Origin of the sequence: Spongiactinospora rosea (genome assembly GCF_003315795.1) — a bacterium.
Classification (GTDB): domain Bacteria; phylum Actinomycetota; class Actinomycetes; order Streptosporangiales; family Streptosporangiaceae; genus Spongiactinospora; species Spongiactinospora rosea.
Genome location: NZ_QMEY01000008.1, coordinates 41,873 through 63,092 on the forward strand (window position 1 = coordinate 41,873; position 21,220 = coordinate 63,092).

The window sequence follows — 21,220 nt, forward strand, 5'->3', positions numbered from 1 at the left end:
CCCGGAGGAAGGCGGGGAGTAATCGCTTTCAGCGTACACCAGGTCACGATGAGTTGTCACCTGAAGCTGTGCGTGAGAGGGGCCGGTGGTGAGCGGGCGGGTCGAGCGGGTGCGGGTGGTGGCTGTGGAGGTGCCGTTGGTGCGGCCGTTCGTCACCGCCGTACGGCGGGCCGACCGGCTGCGGGCGGTGCTGGTGGAGGTCACCGACGGCGACGGGCGCAGCGGGTGGGGGGAGGCCGCGACGAGCTGGCGGGTCACCGGGGAGAGCCCGCAGAGCGTCGCGGCGGCCGCGCTCGGGCCCATCGCCGACGCGGTGACCGGCCTCCCCGTCGATGACCCCGCTGCCTGGGGCCGGGCGGTCGAGACGAGCGTCGTCGGCAACGCGGCGGCGCGCTCGGCGGTGGACTGCGCGCTGTGGGACCTCGCGGCCCGCGCGGCGGGCCTGCCGCTGGCCGGGTTCATCGGCGGGCGGGCCGGGCCGGTGCGGACCGACATGACGCTGTCCGTCGGCACACCGCAGGACCTGCTCGAACGCGCCCGCGAGCACACCGGCTTCGGCACGCTCAAGGTCAAGGTCGGCGGCGGGGAGCACGACGTCGAGGGCGTCGAGGCGCTGCGCCGCGAGCTGGGCCCGGCGCTCGTCCTGCGGGTGGACGCCAACCAGGCGTGGACCGCCGACGAGGCCGTCGCGGCGATCCGGCGCTGGGAGGAGTCCGGCGTCGGGCTCGACTTCGTGGAACAGCCGGTGCCCGCCGCCGATGTCGAAGGGCTCGCCGCCGTACGCGCGGCCGTCACCACGCCCGTGCTGGCCGATGAGTCCGTCTGGAACCTCCGCGACCTGCGGCAGGTCATCCGGTACGGCGCGGCCGACGCGATCAACGTGAAGCTCGCCAAGTCGGGCGGCATCACCGAGGCCCGCCGGATGCTCGCACTGGCCGCCGAGGCGGGGCTCGGCGTGATGGCGGGCTGCATGATGGAGAGCCACGTGGGCATCGCCGCCTCCGCCGCCCTCGCCGCCACCCTCACCGGCACCGCCGCCCAAGACCTGGACGCGGGCCTCTGGCTCACCCGTTCCCCGGTGTCCGGCGGCATCGAGTACGACGGCGACCTCGTCCGCCTCTCTCCCGCCCCCGGTCTCGGCATCACCGCCCTCGCCCCGGACGCCGCCGCGCACGAGCTGCACCCCTGACCCGCATCAGCGGGGCGGCAGCAGGCGGTTCTCCCAGGCCCAGACGACGACCTCGACGCGGTTGCGCATGCCGAGCTTGGCCATGACGCTCGCCACATGGCCCTTGACCGTGCTCAGCGAGATGCACAGCTCGGCGGCGATCTCCTGGTTGGTGCGCCCCCTGGCCGCGGCCCGCACGACCTCCAGCTCGCGGTCCGTCAGGGGCGGCGCCGGAGGGCGGGCGGCGGGGGCCGTGGCGGCGGCGAGGTGGCGCAGCAGCCGCACGGTGACCGACGGCGAGATCAGCGCATCGCCCGCGTGCGCCGCGCGTACCGCCTCCACCAGCACGCCCGGTCCCGCGTCCTTCAGCACGAACCCCACCGCGCCCTCGGTCAGCGCCCCGTGGACGTACTCGTCCAGGTCGAAGGTGGTCACCACGATCACCTTGAGCGGATCGGCGATCCCCGGCCCGGCCAGGGCGCGGGTGACCGCGATGCCGTCCAGGCGGGGCATCCGGATGTCCACCAGGCAGACGTCCGGGCGCAGCCTGCGGGCCAGTTCGACCGCCTCCGCGCCGTCGGCCGCCTCGGCGACCACGCTGAGGCCGGGCTGGTCCTCCAGGATGACCCGCAGGCTGGCGCGGACCATCGCCTGGTCATCGGCCAGCAGGATCCTGACGTTCATCGTGGCCCGCGCAGCGGCAAGGTGGCCACGACCGACCAGCCGGACACATCGCCGGGGCCCGCGTGAAGGGTGCCGCCGAGGGCTTCCAGGCGTTCCCGCATGCCGATCAGGCCATAACCGGCGCGCCGGGCCGCGCGGGACCGGGCCGGTTTCGGCGCGTCGTCGGTGACCTCGATGGTGATCAAGCTGTCGTCCTCCGCCACGCTGACGGAGACCGATCGGGCGGCGGTGGCGTGCCGCGCGATGTTGGTGAGCGATTCCTGCACGACCCGGTACACCGTGCCGGCCACCTCCGGCGGCCAGCCCGGGTCGCCGGTCGGCAGGCGCGCGGTGATCTCGGCGCCGTCGAAGCGTTCGACCAGCTCACTGAGGGGGCCGTGCACGGCGGTCCCGGGTGCCGCCTCGCGCAGCAGCCCGACCACCCTGCGGGTGGCGGCCAGCGCGCCCGCGCCAACGGCCTCGATGCCGGCCAGGGAGCCTTCGACCTCCTCCGGACGCCTGCGGGCGAGCACCTGCGCCGCCTGCGCCTGCAAGATGATGCCGGTGATGTGGTGGGCGACGATGTCGTGAAGCTCTCTGGCCAGGCGGAGGCGTTCGTCGCGCCGCACCCGGTCGGCGGCGGCGCGCCTGCGGCCCGCGAGGTACCGGGGCCACAGCCCGGCCGCGACGGCGGCGGCCCAGGCCAGGGCGTTCAGCACCGCCACGGCGGCCCCCGCGAAGACGGCCAGCGCCCCGGTGGCGACCGCGAGGCCGCCGCCCGCGACGGCCACCGCCTGGCGCGCGGGCAGCGCCCGCACCGCCGAGGAGACGAGGACGGCCAGCGCCAGCGCCATGGCCGGGCTCGGCTCGCGGGGCAGCCCGCCGAACCGGGCGGCCAGGATCGCGACCACGGCCACCGCCAGCCCGGCCACCGCCGTCCAGCACCGCTCGCGCCGCCGGACGAGGGCGATCACGGACACCACCGCCCCGGCCGCGCAGCCGAACACCCAGTGGCCGCCGCCCCAGCTCTGCGCGATCCGGTACGCCTGGAACGCCAGGGCCGCCGCGAACACCGCCCCGAGCCCGATGTCGACCTGGACGGCCCGGTCCCGCACGTTCACGGCGATCAGCGTAGGAGATGACACCCGGCGGGTGTACCGGCCGAAAGTACGGACATGTCCAGATGGCGGCGGCCTGCCCCGGGTACCGGCGTGGCGTGGCGCCGGACCCAGGGCGTGGTCGCACTCAGGTCCGCCCGGGGGACGCCACTCCCTTCGGGCAGGCCGGATGCCGACCGGAACAAGCCAGGAAAAGCCGCCTGGCGCACAGCGCTCCCCGGCGGCACCGCGAATCGCTACCCGCGACTCCGCCGGAGGGCGTGGCCGTGCGGCCAACGGGACGTGCGGCCCACGACCCTCTCCTTTCGCACCCTCACCACGTCACAACGGTAATCCCCAGGGCGGCGGCATGCCATCGAATAACATCGACCGGTCATGAAACCCCGCCACGGAGGGGGACCGGGTGTCTGATCGGGAAGAGCGGCCGGACCGGCCGCGGGCGGTGACGATCCGGGACGTGGCGGCGGCCTCCGGGGTGTCGATCGGCACGGTCTCCAAGGTGCTCAACGGCCGCGGCAAGCTGCGCGCCGAGACCAGGGCGCGGGTGGCGGCGGTGGCCGACCGGCTCGGGTTCCGGCCCAACCCGCTGGCGCAGGGCCTGCTGGCGGGCCGTACGCACACCATCGGCCTGATCGCCTGCGACGGTTTCAGCCGGTTCAGCGTCCCGGTGATGCTCGGTATCGAGGACTCCCTCGCGCCCGGGGAGATCTCGGTGTTCACCTGCGACACCCGCAATGACCCGATCAGGGAGCGGCACCACGTGGAACGCCTGCTGGCCCGCCGGGTGGAGGGGATCGTGGCGACCGGGCGCCGGGCCGAGACCCGGAACGGGCTGGGCGACCTGCCGGTCCCGGTGATCCACACGGTCAGCCGGTCGGCCGCGCCGGGCGACTTCTCGGTGGTGCCCGACGACCGCGGCGGCGGCGTACTGGCCGCGCGCCACCTGCTGGCGGCGGGCCGCAGCCGGATCGGGCACATCACCGGGCCCCGGCGGTACCTCGCGGCCGGGCAGCGGGCGGCGGGCCTGGCCGCCGCGCTGGCCGAGGCCGAGCTGCGGCCCGCGGCGGAGCCGCTGTTCGGCGAGTGGAGCGAGGAGTGGGGACGGCAGGCCGCGGGTATCCTGCTGCGCGCCCGCCCCGACGTGGACGCGGTGTTCTGCGGCAGCGACCAGATCGCCCGCGGGGTCGCCGAGGCGATGGGCGAGCACGGCAGGAAGGTGCCCGACGACGTGGCGCTGATCGGGTTCGAGAACTGGGAGCCGATGGCGCTCGGCGCGCGTCCGCCGCTCACCAGCGTCGATCTGAACCTGGCGGAGATCGGCCGGACGGCGGCCCGGTACCTGCTGGAGGCCATCGGCGGCACGCCCCCGGCGGGCGGCGTGCTCACCGTCCCGGCCACTCTCGTGGTGCGCGAGTCCACTCGCTGACCTGCCGCATCGCCCGGAGGTCCGGGGGCGGCGCGGGTAGGCTGCGGCTGTGACGGACTACCTCGCCGGGTTCGCCCCGGGGGCGGGCCGGCTCGGGCCGCGCGCCGCGTTCGCCGCCAGGTCTCCCCGTATCGACCTCAATGGACGATGGCGGTTCCGCCTCTCCCCCACGGCCGCGGGCGCGCCGGTCGACGCGGACTTCTCCGGCTGGGACGAGCTTCCCGTGCCCGGCATGTGGCAGCTCCACGGCCACGGTGGTCCCGCCTACACGAACGTGACCTACCCCTTCCCGCTCGATCCCCCGTTCGTGCCCGACGAGAACCCGACGGGCGACTACCGCAGGGAGTTCGAGGTCCCGGAGGGGTGGGGCGGGCGGGGTGGCGTGCTGCGGTTCGAGGGGGTGGACTCCTGTTTCCGGGCCTGGCTCAACGGGCGGGAGCTGGGCTTTTCGATGGGGAGCCGGTTGCCGGTGGAGTTCGACGTGTCGGGCGCGCTGGTGGCGGGGCGGAACGTGCTGGCCGTACGGGTGCACCAGTGGTCTCCGGGGAGCTACCTGGAAGACCAGGACATGTGGTGGTTGTCCGGGATTTTTCGTGATGTGGTGCTGCTTGCCACGCCGGTCCTCCGTGACTTCTTCGTCCACGCCGACTACGGCCACCGCACCGGCCAGGGCAGGCTGCGGATCGAGACCTCCGCCCCGGCGACCCTCACGGCCCCCGGGCTCGGCCTGGCCGATGTCGTCCCCGGCGACCTGCGCATCGACGGGGTGGAGCCGTGGTCGGCCGAGGTCCCCCGGCTCTATGACGGTGTACTGCGGTGCGGCGGCGAGGACGTGCCGCTGCGCATCGGCTTCCGGACCGTCGCGATCGAGGACGGCCTGCTCAAGGTGAACGGCGAGCGCGTGCTGTTCCGCGGGGTCAACCGGCACGAGTTCCACCCGGGCACCGGCCGCGCGCTGGACGAGGCCACCATGCTCGCCGACGTCCTGGCCATGAAGCGGCACAACGTCAACGCCGTCCGCACCAGCCACTACCCGCCGCACCCCCGTTTCCTGGACCTGTGCGACGAGTACGGCCTGTGGGTGATCGACGAGTGCGACCTGGAGACCCACGGGTTCAGCCGGGTGGGCTGGCGGGGCAATCCCAGCGCCGACCCGCGCTGGCGCGATGCCCTCCTGGACCGGATGCGCCGCACCGTCGAGCGCGACAAGAACCACCCCAGCGTGATCATGTGGTCGCTCGGCAACGAGGCGGGGACCGGGGAGAACCTGCGCGCGATGGCCGAGTGGACGCGCGGGCGCGACCCCTCCCGGCCGATCCACTACGAGCCCGGCCAGGACGCCGCCTACGTCGATGTCCACTCGCGGATGTACGCGCCGGTGGAGGAGGTCGAGCGGATCGGGCGCGGCGACCGCCATCCCGGCCTGCCGTTCGTGTTGTGCGAGTACGCGCACGCGATGGGCAACGGGCCGGGGCTGCTCGCGGAGTACCAGGAGCTCTTCCACACCTATCCGCGGTGTCAGGGCGGCTTCGTGTGGGAGTGGATCGACCACGGGCTCGCGCATCCGGAGTACGGCTTCGGGTACGGCGGCGACTTCGGCGAGGACCCGCACGACGGCCCCTTCGTCATCGACGGGCTGGTCTTCCCCGACCGGACACCCTCGCCGGGGCTGCTGGAGTTCAAGAAGGCGGTCGAACCGGTACGGATCACCGTCGCCGAATCGATCGTGATCGAGAACCTGCACGACTTCCGCGACCTCGCGCACCTGGCGTTCGTCTGGACCCTGGAAGAGGAAGGGACCGAGGTCGCGCGGGGCGCGCTCGACGTGCCCCCGGTCGCGGCGGGCGGCCGGGCGGAGCCGCCCGTCCCGGCGCTGCCCGGCACCGGGGCAGAGACCTGGCTGACCGTCCGCGCGGTGCTGGCGGCCGACGAGCCCTGGGCGAAGGCCGGGCACGAGGTCGCCTGGGGGCAGGGCCGGATCGTCCCCGCCCAGGCGCCCGCCCGCGCACACGCCGCTCAAAGCCCTGGGGTGTTCGGCGACGACGGGCGGCTGCTGCGCGTCGGCGGCGTACACCTGGTCAGCGGTCCGCGCCTGGACCTGTGGCGGGCCCCGACCGGCAACGACGCGGGCGGCCCCGCCCCCCACGCCGAGGTCTGGCGGCGCGCGGGCCTGCACCGGCTGCGGCACCGCGTGATCGACGTGGAACGCGCGCCCGGCGCGCTGACCGTCCGCACGGTGGCCGCCGCGGCCGGGCACGACCGGGCCATGTTCGCGACCTATCGCTGGCAGGCGCTGACCGGCGATCGGCTGCGGCTCACCGTCACCGCCGAGCCGCGCGGCGAGTGGGACTTCCCGCTGCCGCGGATCGGCCTGCGCCTCGCGCTGCCCGCGGCGTTCGGCACGGTCGAGTGGTACGGCAGGGGCCCCGGCGAGGCGTACCCCGACAGTCACCGGGCCGCCCGGATCGGCAGGTACGCGATGACCGTCGATCAGATGCAGACCCCTTACGTGTTCCCGCAGGAGAACGGCCACCGGGCCGACGTGCGGTGGGCCGTGCTCGGCGGGAGGCTCCGCATCGAGGGCGACCCGGTCTTCGGGCTGACCGTGCGCCGCTGGACGAGCGAGGACCTGGACGCCGCCCGGCACCTCACCGACCTGACGCCGGGCGACGCCGTGCACGTCAACCTGGACCTCGCCCAGCACGGCCTGGGCACGGCCGCCTGCGGACCCGGCGTGTCACCTCGCCACCGCCTCCGCGCCCGGCCGGTGACCTTCGGCCTGACGTTCCGCGACGCGTCGTTGTAGGCTGCGCCCGTCCCAGCGACGAGGTCACCGGAGGCGGGGCATGGGTCGGGAAGCGGGCGAGACCGGGCGGCGCACCGGGCTGAAGGACGTCGCCAGGCTCGCGGGTGTGTCGGTGAAGACCGTGTCCAACGTGGTCAACGGCTATGTCCACGTCGCACCGGCCACCCGCGCCCGGGTCGAAGAGGCCGTCGCGGAGCTGAACTACCGGCCCAACCCCTCGGCCCGCAGCCTGCGCGGCGGGCGCTCGGGGATCATCGCGCTGGCCGTACCGGACCTGCGCATCCCGTACTTCGCCGAGCTGGCCGGGCTGGTGGTGGCCGCCGCCGAGGAGCGCTCGCTGACCGTGCTGATCGACCAGACCGGCGGCGAACGCGAACGCGAACTCCGGGTCGCCTCCGGCCTGCGGGCGCACCTGATCGACGGGCTGATCTTCAGCCCGCTCGCGTTCGGCCCCGAGGATCTGGCGGCCCGCTCCGACGACACGCCGCTGGTGCTGCTCGGCGAACGCGTCCAGCCCGGGTCGGCCGACCATGTGGCGGTGGACAACGTGGCGGCGGCCAGGGAGGCGACCGCGCACCTGATCGGGCTCGGCCGCCGCCGGGTGGCCGCGATCGGCGCGCGGCACGACGCGGGGGGCGAGACCGCCCGGCTGCGGCTGCTCGGCCACCGCCAGGCGCTCACCGAGGCCGGACTGCCGGTCCACGCCGGCCTGGTGGCCGCGGTGGACGACTACCTGCGCGCGGACGGGGCGCGGGCGATGGCCCGCCTGCTCGACTCCCCCGAGCCGCCCGACGCCGTCTTCTGCGGCAACGACCTGCTCGCCCTGGGCGCGCTGCGCACGCTGTACGAACGCGGGGTGGACGTGCCCGGCCAGGTCGCGGTGGCCGGGTTCGACGACATCGACGACGGCCGGTACGGCACGCCGTCCCTCACCACCGTCGCCCCGGACAAGCGGCGCATCGCCGACGAAGCGGTCGGGCTGCTGACCGCCCGCCTGAGCGGGGCCACGGCCGGTCCGGCGCGCGAGGTACGGGTCGGCCACGAGCTGGTGCTCCGGGAGAGCACGCTCGGCCGCGCCCGCTGAGGCACGCCATGTCCGGATCAGGCGACCCACTTGCGCTCGGAATACCCTAGGGGGGTAACGTGTTGAGCGTAACGAACGGACGGAAGGGGGAGTTATGGCCGGTTACACTCCGCGCAAGGAAGACCATCTGCGGCGGCTGCGGCGCATCGAGGGGCAGGTGCGCGGCCTGGCCCGCATGGTGGAGGACGAGAAGTACTGCATCGACGTCCTCACGCAGGTCTCCGCGGCCAACTCCGCACTCCAGTCCTTCGCGCTCTCCCTGCTCGAGGAACACCTGGCGCACTGTGTCGCCGACGCCGTCGCCCAGGGCGGCGCCGAGGCCGACGCCAAGGTCAAAGAGGCGTCCGACGCGATCGCCCGCCTCGTTCGCTCCTGATCCACCTGAAAACCCCGCGCCGAAAGAGGAGTCATCGATATGAGCACCGCCACCTACACCGTGATCGGAATGACCTGCGGACACTGCGTCAACTCGGTGAAGGAGGAGGTCTCCGAGGTCCCTGGGGTGACCGGGGTGGAGGTCGACCTGTCCACCGGGCTGCTGACCGTGCACAGTGACGGCCCGGCGGACGCGTCCGCGATCGGCGCGGCCGTCACCGAGGCCGGTTACACCCTGGCGAGCGCGGCGGAGGCGTCGTGAACGCCGCCGCCAAGCTGGGCGTCTACGCGGCCGGGCTGGTCGTCGTGTTCGGCGGCGCGCTCGGGCTGGGCGGCCTGGCCGGGCCCGGCGCGCCGCCTCCCGCCAAGGGCCACAGCAGCACGCACGCGGGCGAGGGCGCGAGCGAGCCGGCCGGCGAACACACGCATGGCGAAACGGACGAGAGTTCCAGCGATACCCCTGGGGGGCTCCAGGTGTCCCAGAACGGATTCACCCTGACACCCGTGGCGACCGCCTTTAAGGCGGGCGAACCAATCGATTTCCGGTTCACCGTGACCCGGGCCGACGGCCGGCCCGTGACCGACTTCGATGTGAACCATGACAAGAAGATGCACTTCATCGTCGTCTCCAGGGACCTGACGGAGTTCCAGCACCTGCACCCGGTACAGAAGGGCGGCGAGTGGTCGATACCGCTGACCCTGCCGAAGGGCGGCCCCTACCGGGCGTTCGCCGACTTCGTGCCCAGCGGCCACCTGGGGCTGACCCTCGGCATCGACCTCGGCGCGGCGGGCGACTACGCCCCCGCCCCGCTGCCCGCCGTCAGCCGTACCGCGCAGGTGGACGGCTACACCGTCACCCTCGACGGCGAGCTGACGCCGGGCCTGGCCTCCAAGCTCACGCTGCGCGTCGAGAAGGACGGCAAGCCCGTCACCGACCTGGAACGCTACCTCGGCGCCTACGGTCACCTGGTGGCCCTGCGCGCGGGCGACCTCGCCTACCTGCACGTCCACCCGGAGGAGTCCGGCGCGGCCGGGCCGGAGATCGCCTTCTACGCTGAAGTGCCGAGCGGTGGCGACTACCGCCTCTTCCTGGACTTCCAGCACAAGGGCAAGGTGCGCACGGCCGACTTCACCGCGCGGACGGCTCCCGCCAAGGGGACGCCGGAGCCCGCCGCATCGGCCGAATCGACTGAATCGGCCGAATCGCCCGGACACGGGCACTGAGCCGGACAGGAGTTGATGATGTCCTCTGTCACCGACGGCGCGCAGAACGCCGTCGAACTCTCGATCTCCGGCATGACCTGCGCCTCCTGCGCCAACCGGATCGAGCGCAAGCTCAACAAGCTGGACGGCGTGACCGCCACGGTCAACTACGCCACCGAGAAGGCCAAGGTCACCTTCGGCCCGGACATCGACCCGGCGGCCCTGGTCGCCGAGGTGGAGAAGGCCGGGTACGGCGCGGCGCTGCCCGCACCCGAGCCCGCCGCCGGATCGGGCGAGCAGGACGAGCCCGATGAGCTGCGCCCGCTGCGTCAGCGGCTGATCACCGCTGTGGTGCTGGCCGTGCCGGTGATCGCGATGGCGATGATCCCGCCGTTGCAGTTCACCCACTGGCAGTGGCTGTCGCTGACGCTGGCCGCGCCGGTCGTGGTCTACTCGGGCTGGCCGTTCCACCGCGCCGCCTGGACCAACCTGCGGCACGGCGCCGCGACCATGGACACGCTGGTGTCCATGGGCACGATCGCCGCGCTCGGCTGGTCGCTCTGGGCGCTGTTCTTCGGCACGGCGGGCATCCCGGGCATGACCCACCCGTTCTCGTTCGCCATCGAGCGCACCGACGGGTCGGGCAACATCTACCTGGAGGCCGCGGCGGGGGTGACCGCGTTCATCCTGGCCGGGCGCTACTTCGAGGCCCGCGCCAAGCGCCGCGCGGGGGCGGCGCTGCGGGCGCTGCTGGAGCTGGGAGCCAAGGACGTCGCGGTGCTCCGCGACGGCGTGGAGACCCGCATCCCCGCCGACCAGCTCGCGGTGGGCGACCGCTTCGTCGTACGGCCGGGCGAGAAGATCGCCACGGACGGCGTCATCGAGGAGGGCTCCTCCGCCGTGGACGCCTCGATGCTGACCGGCGAGTCGGTCCCCGTCGAGGTGAGTCCGGGCGACGCGGTGACCGGCGCGACCGTCAACGCGGGCGGCCGGCTCGTGGTGCGGGCCACGCGCGTCGGCGCCGACACCAAGCTCGCCCAGATGGCGCGCCTGGTGGAGGAGGCCCAGACCGGCAAGGCCAAGGTCCAGCGCCTGGCCGACCGGATCTCCGGCGTCTTCGTGCCGATCGTGATCGCGCTGGCCGTGGGCACGCTCGGGTTCTGGCTGGGCACCGGGGGCGGCGCGGGGGCGGCGTTCACCGCGGCCGTCGCGGTACTGATCATCGCCTGCCCGTGCGCCCTGGGCCTGGCCACCCCGACCGCGCTGCTGGTCGGCACCGGCCGGGGCGCGCAGCTCGGCATCCTGATCAAGGGTCCCGAGGCGCTGGAGTCCACCCGCGCGGTCGACACGATCGTGCTGGACAAGACCGGCACGGTCACCGAGGGCAGGATGACGCTGGCCGAGGTCCACACCGCCGAGGGCGAGGACCGCGCGGAGGTACTGCGCCTGGCCGGCGCGCTGGAAGGCGCGTCGGAGCACCCGATCGCCCAGGCCGTCGCCCGCGCGGCGGGCTCCGGCGCGGCCGTGACCGACTTCGTCAACATCGAAGGACTCGGCGTGCAGGGCATGGTCGACGGGCACGCGGTGCTCGTCGGGCGGCCCCGGCTGCTGGCCGAGTGGTCCCAGCACCTGCCCGCGGAGCTGGAGCGGGCCTTCGCGGAGGCCCAGGAGAGCGGCCGTACGGCGGTGGCCGTCGGCTGGGACGGCAAGGCCCGGGCCATCCTGGTGGTGGCCGACGCGGTCAAGCCGACCAGCGCGGAGGCGATCGCCGGGCTGCGCCGCCTCGGGCTCACGCCGGTCCTGCTGACCGGTGACAACGAGGCGGTCGCCAAGACCGTCGCCGCCGAGGTCGGCATCGACGAGGTGATCGCCGAGGTGCTGCCCGCCGACAAGGTGGACGTCGTCAAGCGGCTGCAGGCCGAGGGCAAGGTGGTTGCCATGGCGGGCGACGGTGTCAACGACGCCGCCGCGCTGGCCCAGGCCGACCTGGGGATGTCCATGGGCACCGGCACCGACGCCGCGATCGAGGCGTCGGACCTGACGCTGGTCCGCGGTGACCTCCGGGTCGCCCCGGACGCGATCCGGCTGTCCCGGCGCACGCTGCGGACGATCAAGGGCAACCTGTTCTGGGCGTTCGCCTACAACGTGGCCGCCCTGCCGCTGGCCGCGGCCGGTCTGCTCAACCCGATGATCGCCGGGGCCGCGATGGCCTTCTCCTCGGTCTTCGTGGTGGGCAACAGCCTGCGGCTGCGCGGCTTCCGCTGATCAGAAAGAAATTTCCCGGATTCCATTGCGGTATCGCGCCGGATGCTCTCTGCATATGGCCGCCGCCCGGATGGTTTACCGGAGCGCCCGCCCCGCCGGTCGAGAGGCCGCGGGGCGGCGCTTTGTTCGAAATCATGCGATGCCGAGGGGTATTCAGGAACGGCCGGGCGGAAAACCCTCCACCGGAGGGAAGGTATAGCATTCAGCACCGGCCGTGACCCGCCGCGCGACCCCACGTGGACCGCGCGGTCCCGGCCCGCCGCGTCCACCGTGGCGCCCGCTTCGCCGCCCGCCGGCGGGCGGTAGCGGGGCGGATGCCTGCCTCTTCGGGAATCGCCGGCGGACTCGCATAGCGCGTGCTCAGCGCCGTACGCCCGGCGGCGCGGCGCGATCGGGCGGAATGGGAGCCACCGGGTTCGGCGGGTGCGATTCCCACCCCGGGGGGCCAGCCCGGCCACGCCGCCCGATCTCCGGTGGCCGGACCATACCGCGAACGACCGGCGGCCCACCGGATTCACCGGCCGCCGACACTTGTGAAAACGATTCTCGCCGTGATCTCGGCGTACCGCCCGCCGGAGCGCGCGCCGCAGGCTCACTGACAAAAAGATTCGGAGAGGGGTCGATAAATCCGATCGGAGGAATTACTCTGGTCCTGTTAATGGCGACCACGAAAGGCGCACACCGAGGCGCCCGGCTGGCATAGCCATTCATGTGCGATCACCCTTGGGAGCCGTCGCGTGATCCCCCGCACGCGGCGGCTCCTGCTTTTCCCGGCGCGGCCGGGTGCGCACGGACTCCCGCCGAGCCGATGACGCGCACCGCCCGCCGCCCCCGCCGCTTCCCACTCCCCGGCGGCACGGTACGCCCGGCGATGGTCACAGTGCGTGCATCTGCCACACCCGGAGACCACGGGCGGGCACCCCAGGGCCTTCCGCTCGCGACCCGCCCCGCCGATCGTGACCACGGTGTTCAAGTGACGCCCCAATGGCGGGCCGCCCATAGAGATCGCGGACTATAGCCCGGAAGAAAGTCGCGCTTGGTGACAAGCAGTTCTGGCGACAGTTCCGGCCTGCCGATACGCCTGTTTCATAGGGGATCCCGGCCCTACCGGAACTGTTGGCGGGACAACTGTGAGCAAAAAACAGGCAGCAGATCGTATGGGTGCTATAGTACCCGCAACATCAGACAGACATCCGTGGAGTTAGTAGTCATGGCAAAGCAGATTAGAGAGATCTTCATCGACGACCTCGACGGTGGCGAGGCTACTAGTACCACAAAGTTCGGGTTGGATGGCGATGAGTACGAGATCGACCTGTCCGAGAAGAACGAGGAGCACCTTCGCAAGGCGCTGGCCCCTTATATCAACGCCGCTCGCCCGGTGCGCCGGGAACGGCCGGGACGCAGGGTCAGGAGCGGCTCGGGTCTGACCCCCGCAATGACGCGGCAAAGGTCCAAGGAGATCCGGGAATGGGCCAAGCAGCACGGGCTCTCGGTAAGCGAGCGCGGCCGGATCGCCTCCACCATCGTCGAGCAGTACGAGGCCGCGCACTGACCCTTTTCGACCCGTCGCCCGGCCTGGGGGGAAGGCCGCGCAGGCGCAATCGGACCCGGTCCGATATGGTGGCGAAGCGCCTGGTCAGCGGGTATGGCACCAGAGGTGCCAGGCCCGGCCGGCGGGCTTGAGGCCGAAAAGGTTCAGCAGTGCCACGCGACTCCGCAGGAAACCGGGGTCGGCGCGTCCGCATTCGGCGTTGTAGTGACCCTGCGACGCAGATGTGGCGAAGACTCCGGCGAATGGACGAGGCGGTAGCCGGCACGCCCCACCCGGAACGGGGTTCGGTGTCCGCCCGCCCCTCGTGATCTGTCTCTTGCAGGGACCCCCGAAACCCTCTCCCTACTCCGGGAGAGGGTTTCTGCGTGTCCGGGCCGGTGGCCGAACAAAGGCTATACCCGTCATATGAGGAGGTATAACGGCTCTTCAATCCCGTCCTGCGCTGTTTGTCGCTTCAAATCTGTTGTGCGTTGGGCACAATGCGGATGGGAGGTCATGCGTGCCCGGAGAACAAGTCGCGGGCAAGGGCTCCGGCATTATGGGCGGGCCGTACCGGTGGCCGCGCGCCGCCCGACTTCGCCTCCGCGGTTTGTCCGAGATGGGCGCGGCGAGTACCGCGACGGTGAACTCGCTTCCTGCGCCTAACGTCTTCTGCCCGTTGTAGGGCCGCTCATCGCAGGACGACGGCGCCGGACATCGAGAAACCGATACGCCATCGCATCCAAGATCAGATATTGCGGTGCCGGGCCCCTGCGGGCCCTCCGTCACCCCCGGCGACGATCATCAGCCGGGATACGTGTATGCATGAGGGCATACGGGGCCAATGTCGGAAAGAGGGGGCGCGTATGGCGACATATCAGGTCTCCGCTGGCACGGCCCGTCCTCCCGGAGCCGGACACCGTCGCCTCGCCCGCACGCGGCTCGCGCCGGCGGGCGCATGACGCCGGAGAGCCAGAGCCGACCGGTAGACCATTTCCGCGGTGTCACCGCGAGGCGGGCCCGGTGAGCCGGGAATGGGCGCGCGGGTGGTTCGCGCCGCTGATGGTGGTGTCCGTGTGCGTCCAGGCGGCGACGTTCGCGACCCGGCCGATGGTCAGCTACCGGGCCATCGAGATCGGCGCGGGCAACCTCGGGATCGGGCTGATCACCGCGGGCTTCGCGGTGCTGCCGCTGTTCCTGGCGGTGCCGGTCGGGCGCTGGGTGGACGCCGCGGGCGAGCGCGCCGCGGCGGTGCTCGGCGCGGTGCTGATCACGGGCAGCGCGGCGACGCTCACCGTGACCCGCTCGCTGTGGGCGCTGGTCCTGTTGAACGCGCTGTTCGGGCTCGGCCACCTGTGCTCGGTGGTGGCCCAGCAGGCGATCATCGCCAACCGGGTCTCGGTGCACGGGCACGACCGCGCGTACGGGCTGTTCACGGTCTTCACCTCGCTCGGCCAGCTCATCGGCCCGCCCACGGCGGCGCTGGTGGCCAGCGGCGGCGCGGACGACGGCACCACCCGCGCGCTCGCGGTCGGCGCGGCCTTCGGCCTGGCGGCGGGAGTGGGCACGCTACGCGTCGGCTCCAGGAACGCTCCACGCCGCCCCGACGCGGACGGACGGCCACCGCTGCTGGGCACGCTGCGCCGCCCCGGCATGTGGCAGGCCATGGTGACCAGCATGGCCACCGTGTCCACCGTCGATCTGGTGGTCGCCTACCTGCCCGCCTGGGGCCAGGAGCAGGGCATCGGCGTGGTGGCGGTGGGCTGGCTGCTGGCGCTGCGCGCCTGCACCACCATCACCAGCAGGCTCGCCATGGAACGATTGATCATCCGGTACGGCCGGCGGCCGGTCCTCGTGGCGAGCACCGTCACCGCCGCCGTCAGCCTGGCCGCCTTCCCGTTCTGCGGGCTGGCCGCCGCGGTGCCCGTGGTCGCGGTGATGGGCTTCGCCCTCGGCATCGGCCAGCCGCTCACGCTGTCCTGGGTGGCCGGTCGCGCCCGCCCCGGCGAACGCGGCACCGCCCTGGCCCTGCGCCTCACCGGCAACCGTCTGGGCCAGGTGGTCGTCCCGGCGGCCGCCGGGGCCGTCGCCGGGATCACCAGCGTGCTCGGCGTGTTCGGGCTCAGCGCGGCCATGCTCACCGTCACCGCCGCCCTGGCGGCCAGAGCCCCGATGGGCTCCGGCGACTGACCGCGCTACCCGGCCGTGCGGTCGGCCAGCCGCAGGACGTCCTCGGTGATCCGGGGATCGGCGGGCGGCGCGATCGGGGCCAGCAGGTGGGCGAGCAGGTCGCCGGACAGGCCCTGCTCGCGGGAGGCGCGGATGATGTTGGCGATGGCGACCCGCTGCATGGCCACGGACGAGTCGGCCGGGTCGTCGGCCTCGGCGGTGCTGGGGAGTACCGGCAACAGGGCGGTCAGCCACGGGACGAGCCGCTGTTCCACGAACCGCACCGGGTCGCCGCCGACGGTGGCGACCAGGGCGGCGGCGTGCCGGGCCCCGGCGAACATGCCGTACATCCCGCCGAGCATGGCCAGGTCGTACAGGGCGGCGAGCCCCGCGTCGGCCCCTAGGTGGTCGCTTTCTGCGAGCACGTCGAGCACGGCCCGGTGCCGGTCGAAGACCTCGCGCGACCCGCTGTAGAGGATCAGCGCCCCCGGCCGGCCGATCATCTGCGGCACCGCCATGATCCCGCCGTCCAGGTAGTCGCCCCCGTGCCCGGCCACCCACTCCCCCGTACGGCGGGCGTCGTCCGGAGTGCCGTTGGTCAGGTTGACCAGCGCCCGCCCGGCCAGCTCGCCCGCGGCCGGGGTGAGCAGGTCGCGCAGCACCGGGTAGTCGAGCACGCAGGCGATCACGACGGGGGCGGCCCGCACCGCCTCGGTGACCGTGGCGGCGCGCACCGCGCCCCTGGCCACCAGGTCGTCGGCCTTGCCCGCCGAGCGGTTCCACACGATGGTCGGGTGGCCCGCGGCGAGCGCCGCCTCCGCCAGCGCCCGCCCCATCGCGCCCAGCCCGAGCACGGTCACCGCCGTCTTCGTCATGTCCATGTCCCCCTGCGTCCCCCTGGTCGTCCAGTCCGACGTTCAGCCTGGTGGAGGCACGACCGGGGACGCAAGTACCCACTTTCAGGTGGGGTACTTACCTAGAGGTCAGCGTGGCCGGTGGCCATCACCTCGATCCGGTAGCGGCCCGCGCCGTCGCGGTGCGCGCCGTGGATGTCGCCGGCGAGGGCGGGGAAGGCCAGGTCGAACTCCTCCAGGGCGCGCAGGTAGCGCAGCAGCGGGCCGTCCGCGGGCCCGGCCGACTCGCCCGGCATCAGCATGGGGATGCCGGGCGGGGTGACGACGACCGTGCTCGCCGCGATCCGGCCCGGCAGGCCGGACAGCGGCACCCAGGTTTCGCGGACCGGATCGCGGCAAGGAGCATGTCCGGGCGCCGCGCACGCGAAGGCCGGTGGCGCCCGCAGATCCGGCGCACGGGACGAGACTATTGTTGGCGGACATGTCGCATACACGGCTCTACCGCGACGGCGTGCTCAAGGCGGAGGGATTCCCCATCGCCGACGTGTCCGACCACATCGCCGACCCCGCCGCCACCGTATGGTTCGACCTCTGCGCGCCCACTCACGAACAGCTGACGGTGATCAGCGAGGAGCTGGGCCTGCACGAGCTGGCGGTGGAGGACGTGCTGTCCGAGCACCAGCGTCCCAAGATCGACACTTACCAGAGTCACCTCTTCCTCACCGCCTACCACGCGCGGCTGAGAGAAGGCCCGCTGGAACTGACCGAGGTGTCCATCTTCGTCACCAAGAACGCGTTGGTCACCGTACGCGAGAACGACCACTTCGACATCGGCGAGGTGGTCAGGCGGTGGGACCAGGCCAAGGAGCACGCCGCCAGCGGGGTCGCGTTCCTGTTACACGGCCTGCTCGACTACATCGTGGACGATCACTTCGCCCTTGTGGAATGCCTCGACGACGAGGTGGAGGCGCTGGAGGACCAGCTCTTCACCGACCAGCCCACCGCGAACCGCCACGAGTTGCAGCGCCGCCTGTTCGAGCTGCGCAAGAACCTGGTCACCCTGCGCCGGGTGGTCCTGCCGATGCGCGAGCTGGTCAGCGGCGTGATCCGCTGCGACCTGCGCATCGTCCGCCCCGAGATGGCCCCCTACTACCAGGACGTCTACGACCACGTGCTGCGGGTGAGCGAGTGGACGGAGTCGCTGCGCGAGCTGGTGGGCAACATCAGGGAGACCCATCTGACGCTGCAGGGTTACCGGCTCAACGACATCATGAAGCGGGTCACGAGCTGGGCCGCGATCATCGCGGTGCCCACCATGATCACGGGTTTCTACGGCCAGAACGTCCCCTATCCCGGGGAGGGGCAGCCGTGGGGGTTCTGGGTCTCGACGATCGCGGTGATGGGCACCTGCGTCCTGCTCTACCAGATCTTCAAGCGCCGCGACTGGCTCTAGGGACAGGCCGGTCGAACCGGTATTTTGTGGGCCTGTGCCCCTTCACCAGGTCAGCCCCGTCTTCGCCGGGCGCGAACCCGAGCTGGCCGTACTTCTCGGCGCGCTCGGCAAGGCCCGCGAGGGCGACCCGCGCGTCATCCTGATCGGCGGCGAGGCCGGGGTCGGCAAGACCCGGCTGACCCGCGAGTTCGCCGCCCGCGCCGAGCGGGCGGGGGCGCGGGTGCTGGCGGGAGGCTGCGTCGAGCTGAGTTCGTCGGGCCTGCCGTACGCGCCGTTCACCGCCGCGCTGCGCGGCCTGGTACGCGACCTCGGGCCCGAGCGGACCACCGCGCTGCTGCCGCACGACTCGGCGGGCGACCTGTCCCGGCTGCTGCCCGAACTGGGCACCCCGCCCGCCGAGACCGACAGGGACATCGCGCGGATGCGGCTGTTCGAGCACGTCCTGGCGCTGCTGGGCAGGCTGGCCGCCGACCGGCCCGCCGTACTGATCGTCGAGGACGCGCACTGGGCGGACCATTCCACCCGCGACCTGCTGAGCTTCCTGACCCGCAACCTGAACGGCGTGGGCGTCCTGCTCGCGGTCACCTACCGCGCCGACGACCTGCACCGCCGCCACCCGCTGCGCCCGCTGCTGGCCGAGCTCTCCCGGGTCGGCATCGTCACCCGGCTGGAACTCCCCCGGCTGACCCGCGCCGAGGTCGCCGCCCAGCTCGGCGGCCTGCTCGGGCACGCGGCCGATCCCGCGCTGGCCGAGCTGGTGCACGCCCGCAGCGAGGGCATCCCGCTGTTCGTGGAGGCGGCGCTGGGCCCGGACGGCACGCCCGCGGACGACCTGCCGGAGTCGCTGCGCGACCTGCTGCTCTCCGGCGTCCAGCGGCTGCCCGAGGAGACCCAGCGGGTGCTGCGGGTGGCCACCGTCGCAGGCGACCACGCGGGGCACGCGCTGCTGGCCGCCGTCACCGGGCTGGACGACGCGGCGCTGTCGGACCTCGTGCGCCCGGCGGTGACCGGCAACGTCCTGGTCACCGACGAGCACGGTTACGCCTTCCGGCACGCCCTGATCCGTGAGGCCGTACGCGGCGAACTGCTGCCCGGCGAGCGCACCGCGCTGCACCGCCGCTACGCCGAGGCGCTGGCCGCGGACCCCGCGCTGGGCACGGGCGGCCGGCCGAGCGCCGAACTGGCCGCGCACTGGGCGGCGGCGCACGACAACGAACGCGCGCTGCTCGCCGCCTGGGACGCCGCCGCCGAGTGCGCCGCCGCCCTGTCCTATGCCGAGGGCCTGCAGATGCTGGAACTGGTCCTCGAACTGTGGGAACGCGTGCCCGGCGCGTCGGCGCGCATCGGCGCGGACCACACCGCCGTGCTCGAACGCGCCGCCGAGACCGCGTACGCGTGCGGCGAGACCGACCGGGGGCTGCGCCTGGCCTCGGCCGCGCTCGACGCCCTGGACGGTGCCGCCGAGCCGGAGCGCAAGGCCCTGGTCCATCTGGAACGCGCGCGGTTGCGGTCCCTCGGCGGCGGGCCGGGCGCGCTCGCGGACCTGCGCGCCGCCGAACGCCTCGTGCCCGGGCCGGGGCCGGTGCGGGCCTCGGTACTGGCCCTGCTCGGCGGGGAGCTGACCGAGATCGGCCAGACCGAGACCGGGCACGCGATGATCGAGGAGGCGGTCGCGCTCGCCGCCCGGCTCGGCGACGCCGTGGCCTCCTCAGACGCCCTCACCACCAGCGCGTTCGTCGCGGCGGTCAAGGGCGATCTGGTCTCCGCGAACGACGCGCTGGAGGGCTCGCGGAGCATGGCCGAGCGCGGCGGCTCGGCCCGCAGGCTGCTGCGCGCCTACGTCAACCTCTCCGCCGGGCTCATCGTGGAGTGCCGGCACGCCGAGGCGATCGCGACCGCGCGGGAGGGCATCGCCCTGGCGCACCGCCTCGGGCAGGCCCGCGCCGGGGGCGGCTACATCGCGAGCAACCTGGTCGAGGCGCAGTTCGCCCTCGGGCGCTGGGACGACCTGGCCGCCTCCTACGAGGAGGCGATGCGGCTGGACCCCAATCCGCCGCTGCGCGGGCTGCTGGTCGTCTTCCGCGCCCAGGTGGCCCTGGCCAGGGGCGAGACGCCTCTGCTGGACACGCTGGCCGACCGGCTCGGACGGCTCGCCACCCGGCTCAGCCGGTTCGGTTCGGGCGCGTACGCGTGCCTCCTCATCGACCGCCGGACGGCCGAGGGCGATCTGCCGGGCGCGCTCGCCGCGGCACAGGACGCCCTCGCCCGCTTCGGCCCCACGGGCAACCCGTGGTACCTGTGGCCGATCCTCCACTCGGCCATGCGGGCCTGCGCCGCCGCGGACCGCGTCCCGGAACAGGCGGCGCTGCGGGAGGCGTTGCTGGAGGTCGCGCGGGACGTCCCGGCGGTCGCGCCGTTCTGGGCGGTACGCAAGGCGGCGTTCGTCGCGGAGGCGGCCGGGGCGGGCGATCTGCCCGCCTGGGAGGCGGCGGTGGACGCGTGGGAGGCGGCGGGCGAGCCGTACCCGCTGGCCGAGGCGCTGACCCGGGCCGCGCAGGCGTCGGCCGCCGCCTCGGACCGGGAGGGCGCGGCGGTACGGCTGGCCCGCGCCGCCGAGATCGCCGAGACGCTGCGCGCCCGCCCGCTGGCCGCCGAGATCGACCGGCTGGCCCGGCGGATCGGCGTCTCCGCCGCCCGCCCGGGCGGCGACGCGCACGGCCTCACCCCGCGCGAGCTGGAGGTGCTGCGCCTGGTGGCGGCCGGCCGGAGCAACCGCGAGATCGCCGGCGAGCTGTTCATCTCGGTCAAGACGGCGGGCGTGCACGTCTCCAACATCCTGGGCAAGCTCGGCGTCGCCTCGCGCGGCGAGGCCGCCGCGCTGGCGCACCGGTCGCGGCTGTTCGACTGATGGCCTATTTCATGCAAACCCTGTAGGAAATGTTGACTTATGGGTAGGTCCGTCCTAGCGTGAACGCCATGAGTCAAGGTGTTCGCTTGACCCGTCGCACCCACATCGATCTCGGCCACGCCATCAGCGCGCGATGTCACCGCCCGTGGTAGCGGAGATCACTCCGCTCCGGGTCGTCCCGGTCTGACCGTCCAGCC

At 73.2% G+C, this 21,220-nt stretch carries 16 protein-coding genes and 1 pseudogene; 12 read left to right on the forward strand and 5 right to left on the reverse strand.

Annotated elements, in window-relative coordinates:
• The first annotated feature begins 88 nt into the window (after nucleotides 1-88).
• On the forward strand, nucleotides 89-1,189 hold the full coding sequence (locus tag DP939_RS19955; protein WP_199565280.1) for a mandelate racemase/muconate lactonizing enzyme family protein: 1,101 nt from the start codon (nucleotides 89-91) through the stop codon (nucleotides 1,187-1,189).
• A gap of 6 nt (nucleotides 1,190-1,195) precedes the next feature.
• Here the strand turns inward: DP939_RS19955 and DP939_RS19960 are convergent, their stop codons facing one another.
• A complete protein-coding gene (locus DP939_RS19960) occupies nucleotides 1,196-1,852 on the reverse strand; it encodes a response regulator (RefSeq protein WP_113982258.1) in 657 nt (218 codons plus the stop codon).
• Complete coding sequence (locus tag DP939_RS19965) at nucleotides 1,849-2,952, reverse strand: sensor histidine kinase (RefSeq protein ID WP_113982259.1); 1,104 nt, start codon at nucleotides 2,950-2,952, stop codon at nucleotides 1,849-1,851. The genes DP939_RS19960 and DP939_RS19965 overlap by 4 nt, the downstream gene beginning before the upstream one ends.
• A 400-nt stretch (nucleotides 2,953-3,352) precedes the next feature.
• On the opposite strand from DP939_RS19965, the gene DP939_RS19970 reads away from it, so the two are divergent.
• From DP939_RS19970 to DP939_RS20015, 9 genes are all read left to right on the forward strand, one after another.
• Entirely contained in the window at nucleotides 3,353-4,375 is a 1,023-nt protein-coding gene (locus DP939_RS19970; RefSeq protein WP_113982260.1) for a LacI family DNA-binding transcriptional regulator, read from the forward strand.
• A gap of 49 nt (nucleotides 4,376-4,424) precedes the next feature.
• Nucleotides 4,425-7,181 (forward strand): glycoside hydrolase family 2 TIM barrel-domain containing protein, encoded by a 2,757-nt coding sequence (locus tag DP939_RS19975; RefSeq protein WP_113982261.1) that lies wholly within the window; start codon nucleotides 4,425-4,427, stop codon nucleotides 7,179-7,181.
• A 40-nt stretch (nucleotides 7,182-7,221) separates the two neighbouring features.
• The gene (locus DP939_RS19980; RefSeq protein WP_113982262.1) at nucleotides 7,222-8,265 is read left to right on the forward strand and encodes a LacI family DNA-binding transcriptional regulator; all 1,044 of its coding nucleotides are present in this window, start codon (nucleotides 7,222-7,224) and stop codon (nucleotides 8,263-8,265) included.
• Between the two features lie 94 nt (nucleotides 8,266-8,359).
• Complete coding sequence (locus DP939_RS19985; RefSeq protein ID WP_113982263.1) at nucleotides 8,360-8,641, forward strand: metal-sensitive transcriptional regulator; 282 nt, start codon at nucleotides 8,360-8,362, stop codon at nucleotides 8,639-8,641.
• A gap of 39 nt (nucleotides 8,642-8,680) precedes the next feature.
• Entirely contained in the window at nucleotides 8,681-8,902 is a 222-nt protein-coding gene (locus tag DP939_RS19990; protein ID WP_113982264.1) for a heavy-metal-associated domain-containing protein, read from the forward strand.
• Complete coding sequence (locus tag DP939_RS19995; RefSeq protein WP_113982265.1) at nucleotides 8,899-9,864, forward strand: hypothetical protein; 966 nt, start codon at nucleotides 8,899-8,901, stop codon at nucleotides 9,862-9,864. The genes DP939_RS19990 and DP939_RS19995 overlap by 4 nt, the downstream gene beginning before the upstream one ends.
• Nucleotides 9,865-9,882: 18 nt before the next feature.
• Nucleotides 9,883-12,108 carry a heavy metal translocating P-type ATPase gene (locus tag DP939_RS20000; RefSeq protein ID WP_113982469.1) on the forward strand — a complete coding sequence of 742 codons (2,226 nt, stop codon included), beginning with the start codon at nucleotides 9,883-9,885 and terminating at the stop codon, nucleotides 12,106-12,108.
• A 1,210-nt stretch (nucleotides 12,109-13,318) separates the two neighbouring features.
• A complete protein-coding gene (locus DP939_RS20010; RefSeq protein ID WP_113982267.1) occupies nucleotides 13,319-13,660 on the forward strand; it encodes a histone-like nucleoid-structuring protein Lsr2 in 342 nt (113 codons plus the stop codon).
• A gap of 1,002 nt (nucleotides 13,661-14,662) precedes the next feature.
• Entirely contained in the window at nucleotides 14,663-15,829 is a 1,167-nt protein-coding gene (locus DP939_RS20015) for an MFS transporter (protein WP_158578625.1), read from the forward strand.
• 5 nt (nucleotides 15,830-15,834) lie between these two features.
• On the opposite strand, the gene DP939_RS49310 is transcribed toward DP939_RS20015, so the two are convergent.
• From DP939_RS49310 to DP939_RS20025, 3 genes and pseudogenes are all read right to left on the reverse strand, one after another.
• Nucleotides 15,835-16,242 (reverse strand): imine reductase family protein, encoded by a 408-nt coding sequence (locus DP939_RS49310; RefSeq protein WP_404828602.1) that lies wholly within the window; start codon nucleotides 16,240-16,242, stop codon nucleotides 15,835-15,837.
• A pseudogene (locus DP939_RS49315) lies at nucleotides 16,234-16,707 on the reverse strand (NAD(P)-dependent oxidoreductase); the annotation flags it as partial. The gene DP939_RS49310 and the pseudogene DP939_RS49315, both read right to left, overlap by 9 nt.
• A 77-nt stretch (nucleotides 16,708-16,784) precedes the next feature.
• Nucleotides 16,785-17,033 (reverse strand): Orn/Lys/Arg family decarboxylase, encoded by a 249-nt coding sequence (locus DP939_RS20025; RefSeq protein WP_199565281.1) that lies wholly within the window; start codon nucleotides 17,031-17,033, stop codon nucleotides 16,785-16,787.
• Between the two features lie 110 nt (nucleotides 17,034-17,143).
• Between DP939_RS20025 and DP939_RS20030 the strand changes: the two genes are divergently transcribed.
• Nucleotides 17,144-18,115, forward strand: a complete 972-nt coding sequence (locus DP939_RS20030) for a magnesium transporter CorA family protein (RefSeq protein ID WP_113982269.1) — start codon at nucleotides 17,144-17,146, stop codon at nucleotides 18,113-18,115.
• A 34-nt stretch (nucleotides 18,116-18,149) separates the two neighbouring features.
• Nucleotides 18,150-21,023, forward strand: a complete 2,874-nt coding sequence (locus DP939_RS49125; RefSeq protein WP_113982270.1) for an ATP-binding protein — start codon at nucleotides 18,150-18,152, stop codon at nucleotides 21,021-21,023.
• The last annotated feature ends 197 nt before the right edge of the window (nucleotides 21,024-21,220 follow it).

Bases quoted from the DNA above. Each gene is read 5' to 3' on its own strand.
- DP939_RS19960 (WP_113982258.1), bottom strand. From the start codon at position 1,852: ATGAACGTCAGGATCCTGCTGGCCGATGACCAGGCGATGGTCCGCGCC.
- DP939_RS19980 (WP_113982262.1), top strand. From the start codon at position 7,222: ATGGGTCGGGAAGCGGGCGAGACCGGGCGGCGCACCGGGCTGAAGGAC.
- DP939_RS19985 (WP_113982263.1), top strand. From the start codon at position 8,360: ATGGCCGGTTACACTCCGCGCAAGGAAGACCATCTGCGGCGGCTGCGG.
- DP939_RS19990 (WP_113982264.1), top strand. From the start codon at position 8,681: ATGAGCACCGCCACCTACACCGTGATCGGAATGACCTGCGGACACTGC.
- DP939_RS20000 (WP_113982469.1), top strand. From the start codon at position 9,883: ATGTCCTCTGTCACCGACGGCGCGCAGAACGCCGTCGAACTCTCGATC.
- DP939_RS20010 (WP_113982267.1), top strand. From the start codon at position 13,319: ATGGCAAAGCAGATTAGAGAGATCTTCATCGACGACCTCGACGGTGGC.
- DP939_RS20030 (WP_113982269.1), top strand. From the start codon at position 17,144: ATGTCGCATACACGGCTCTACCGCGACGGCGTGCTCAAGGCGGAGGGA.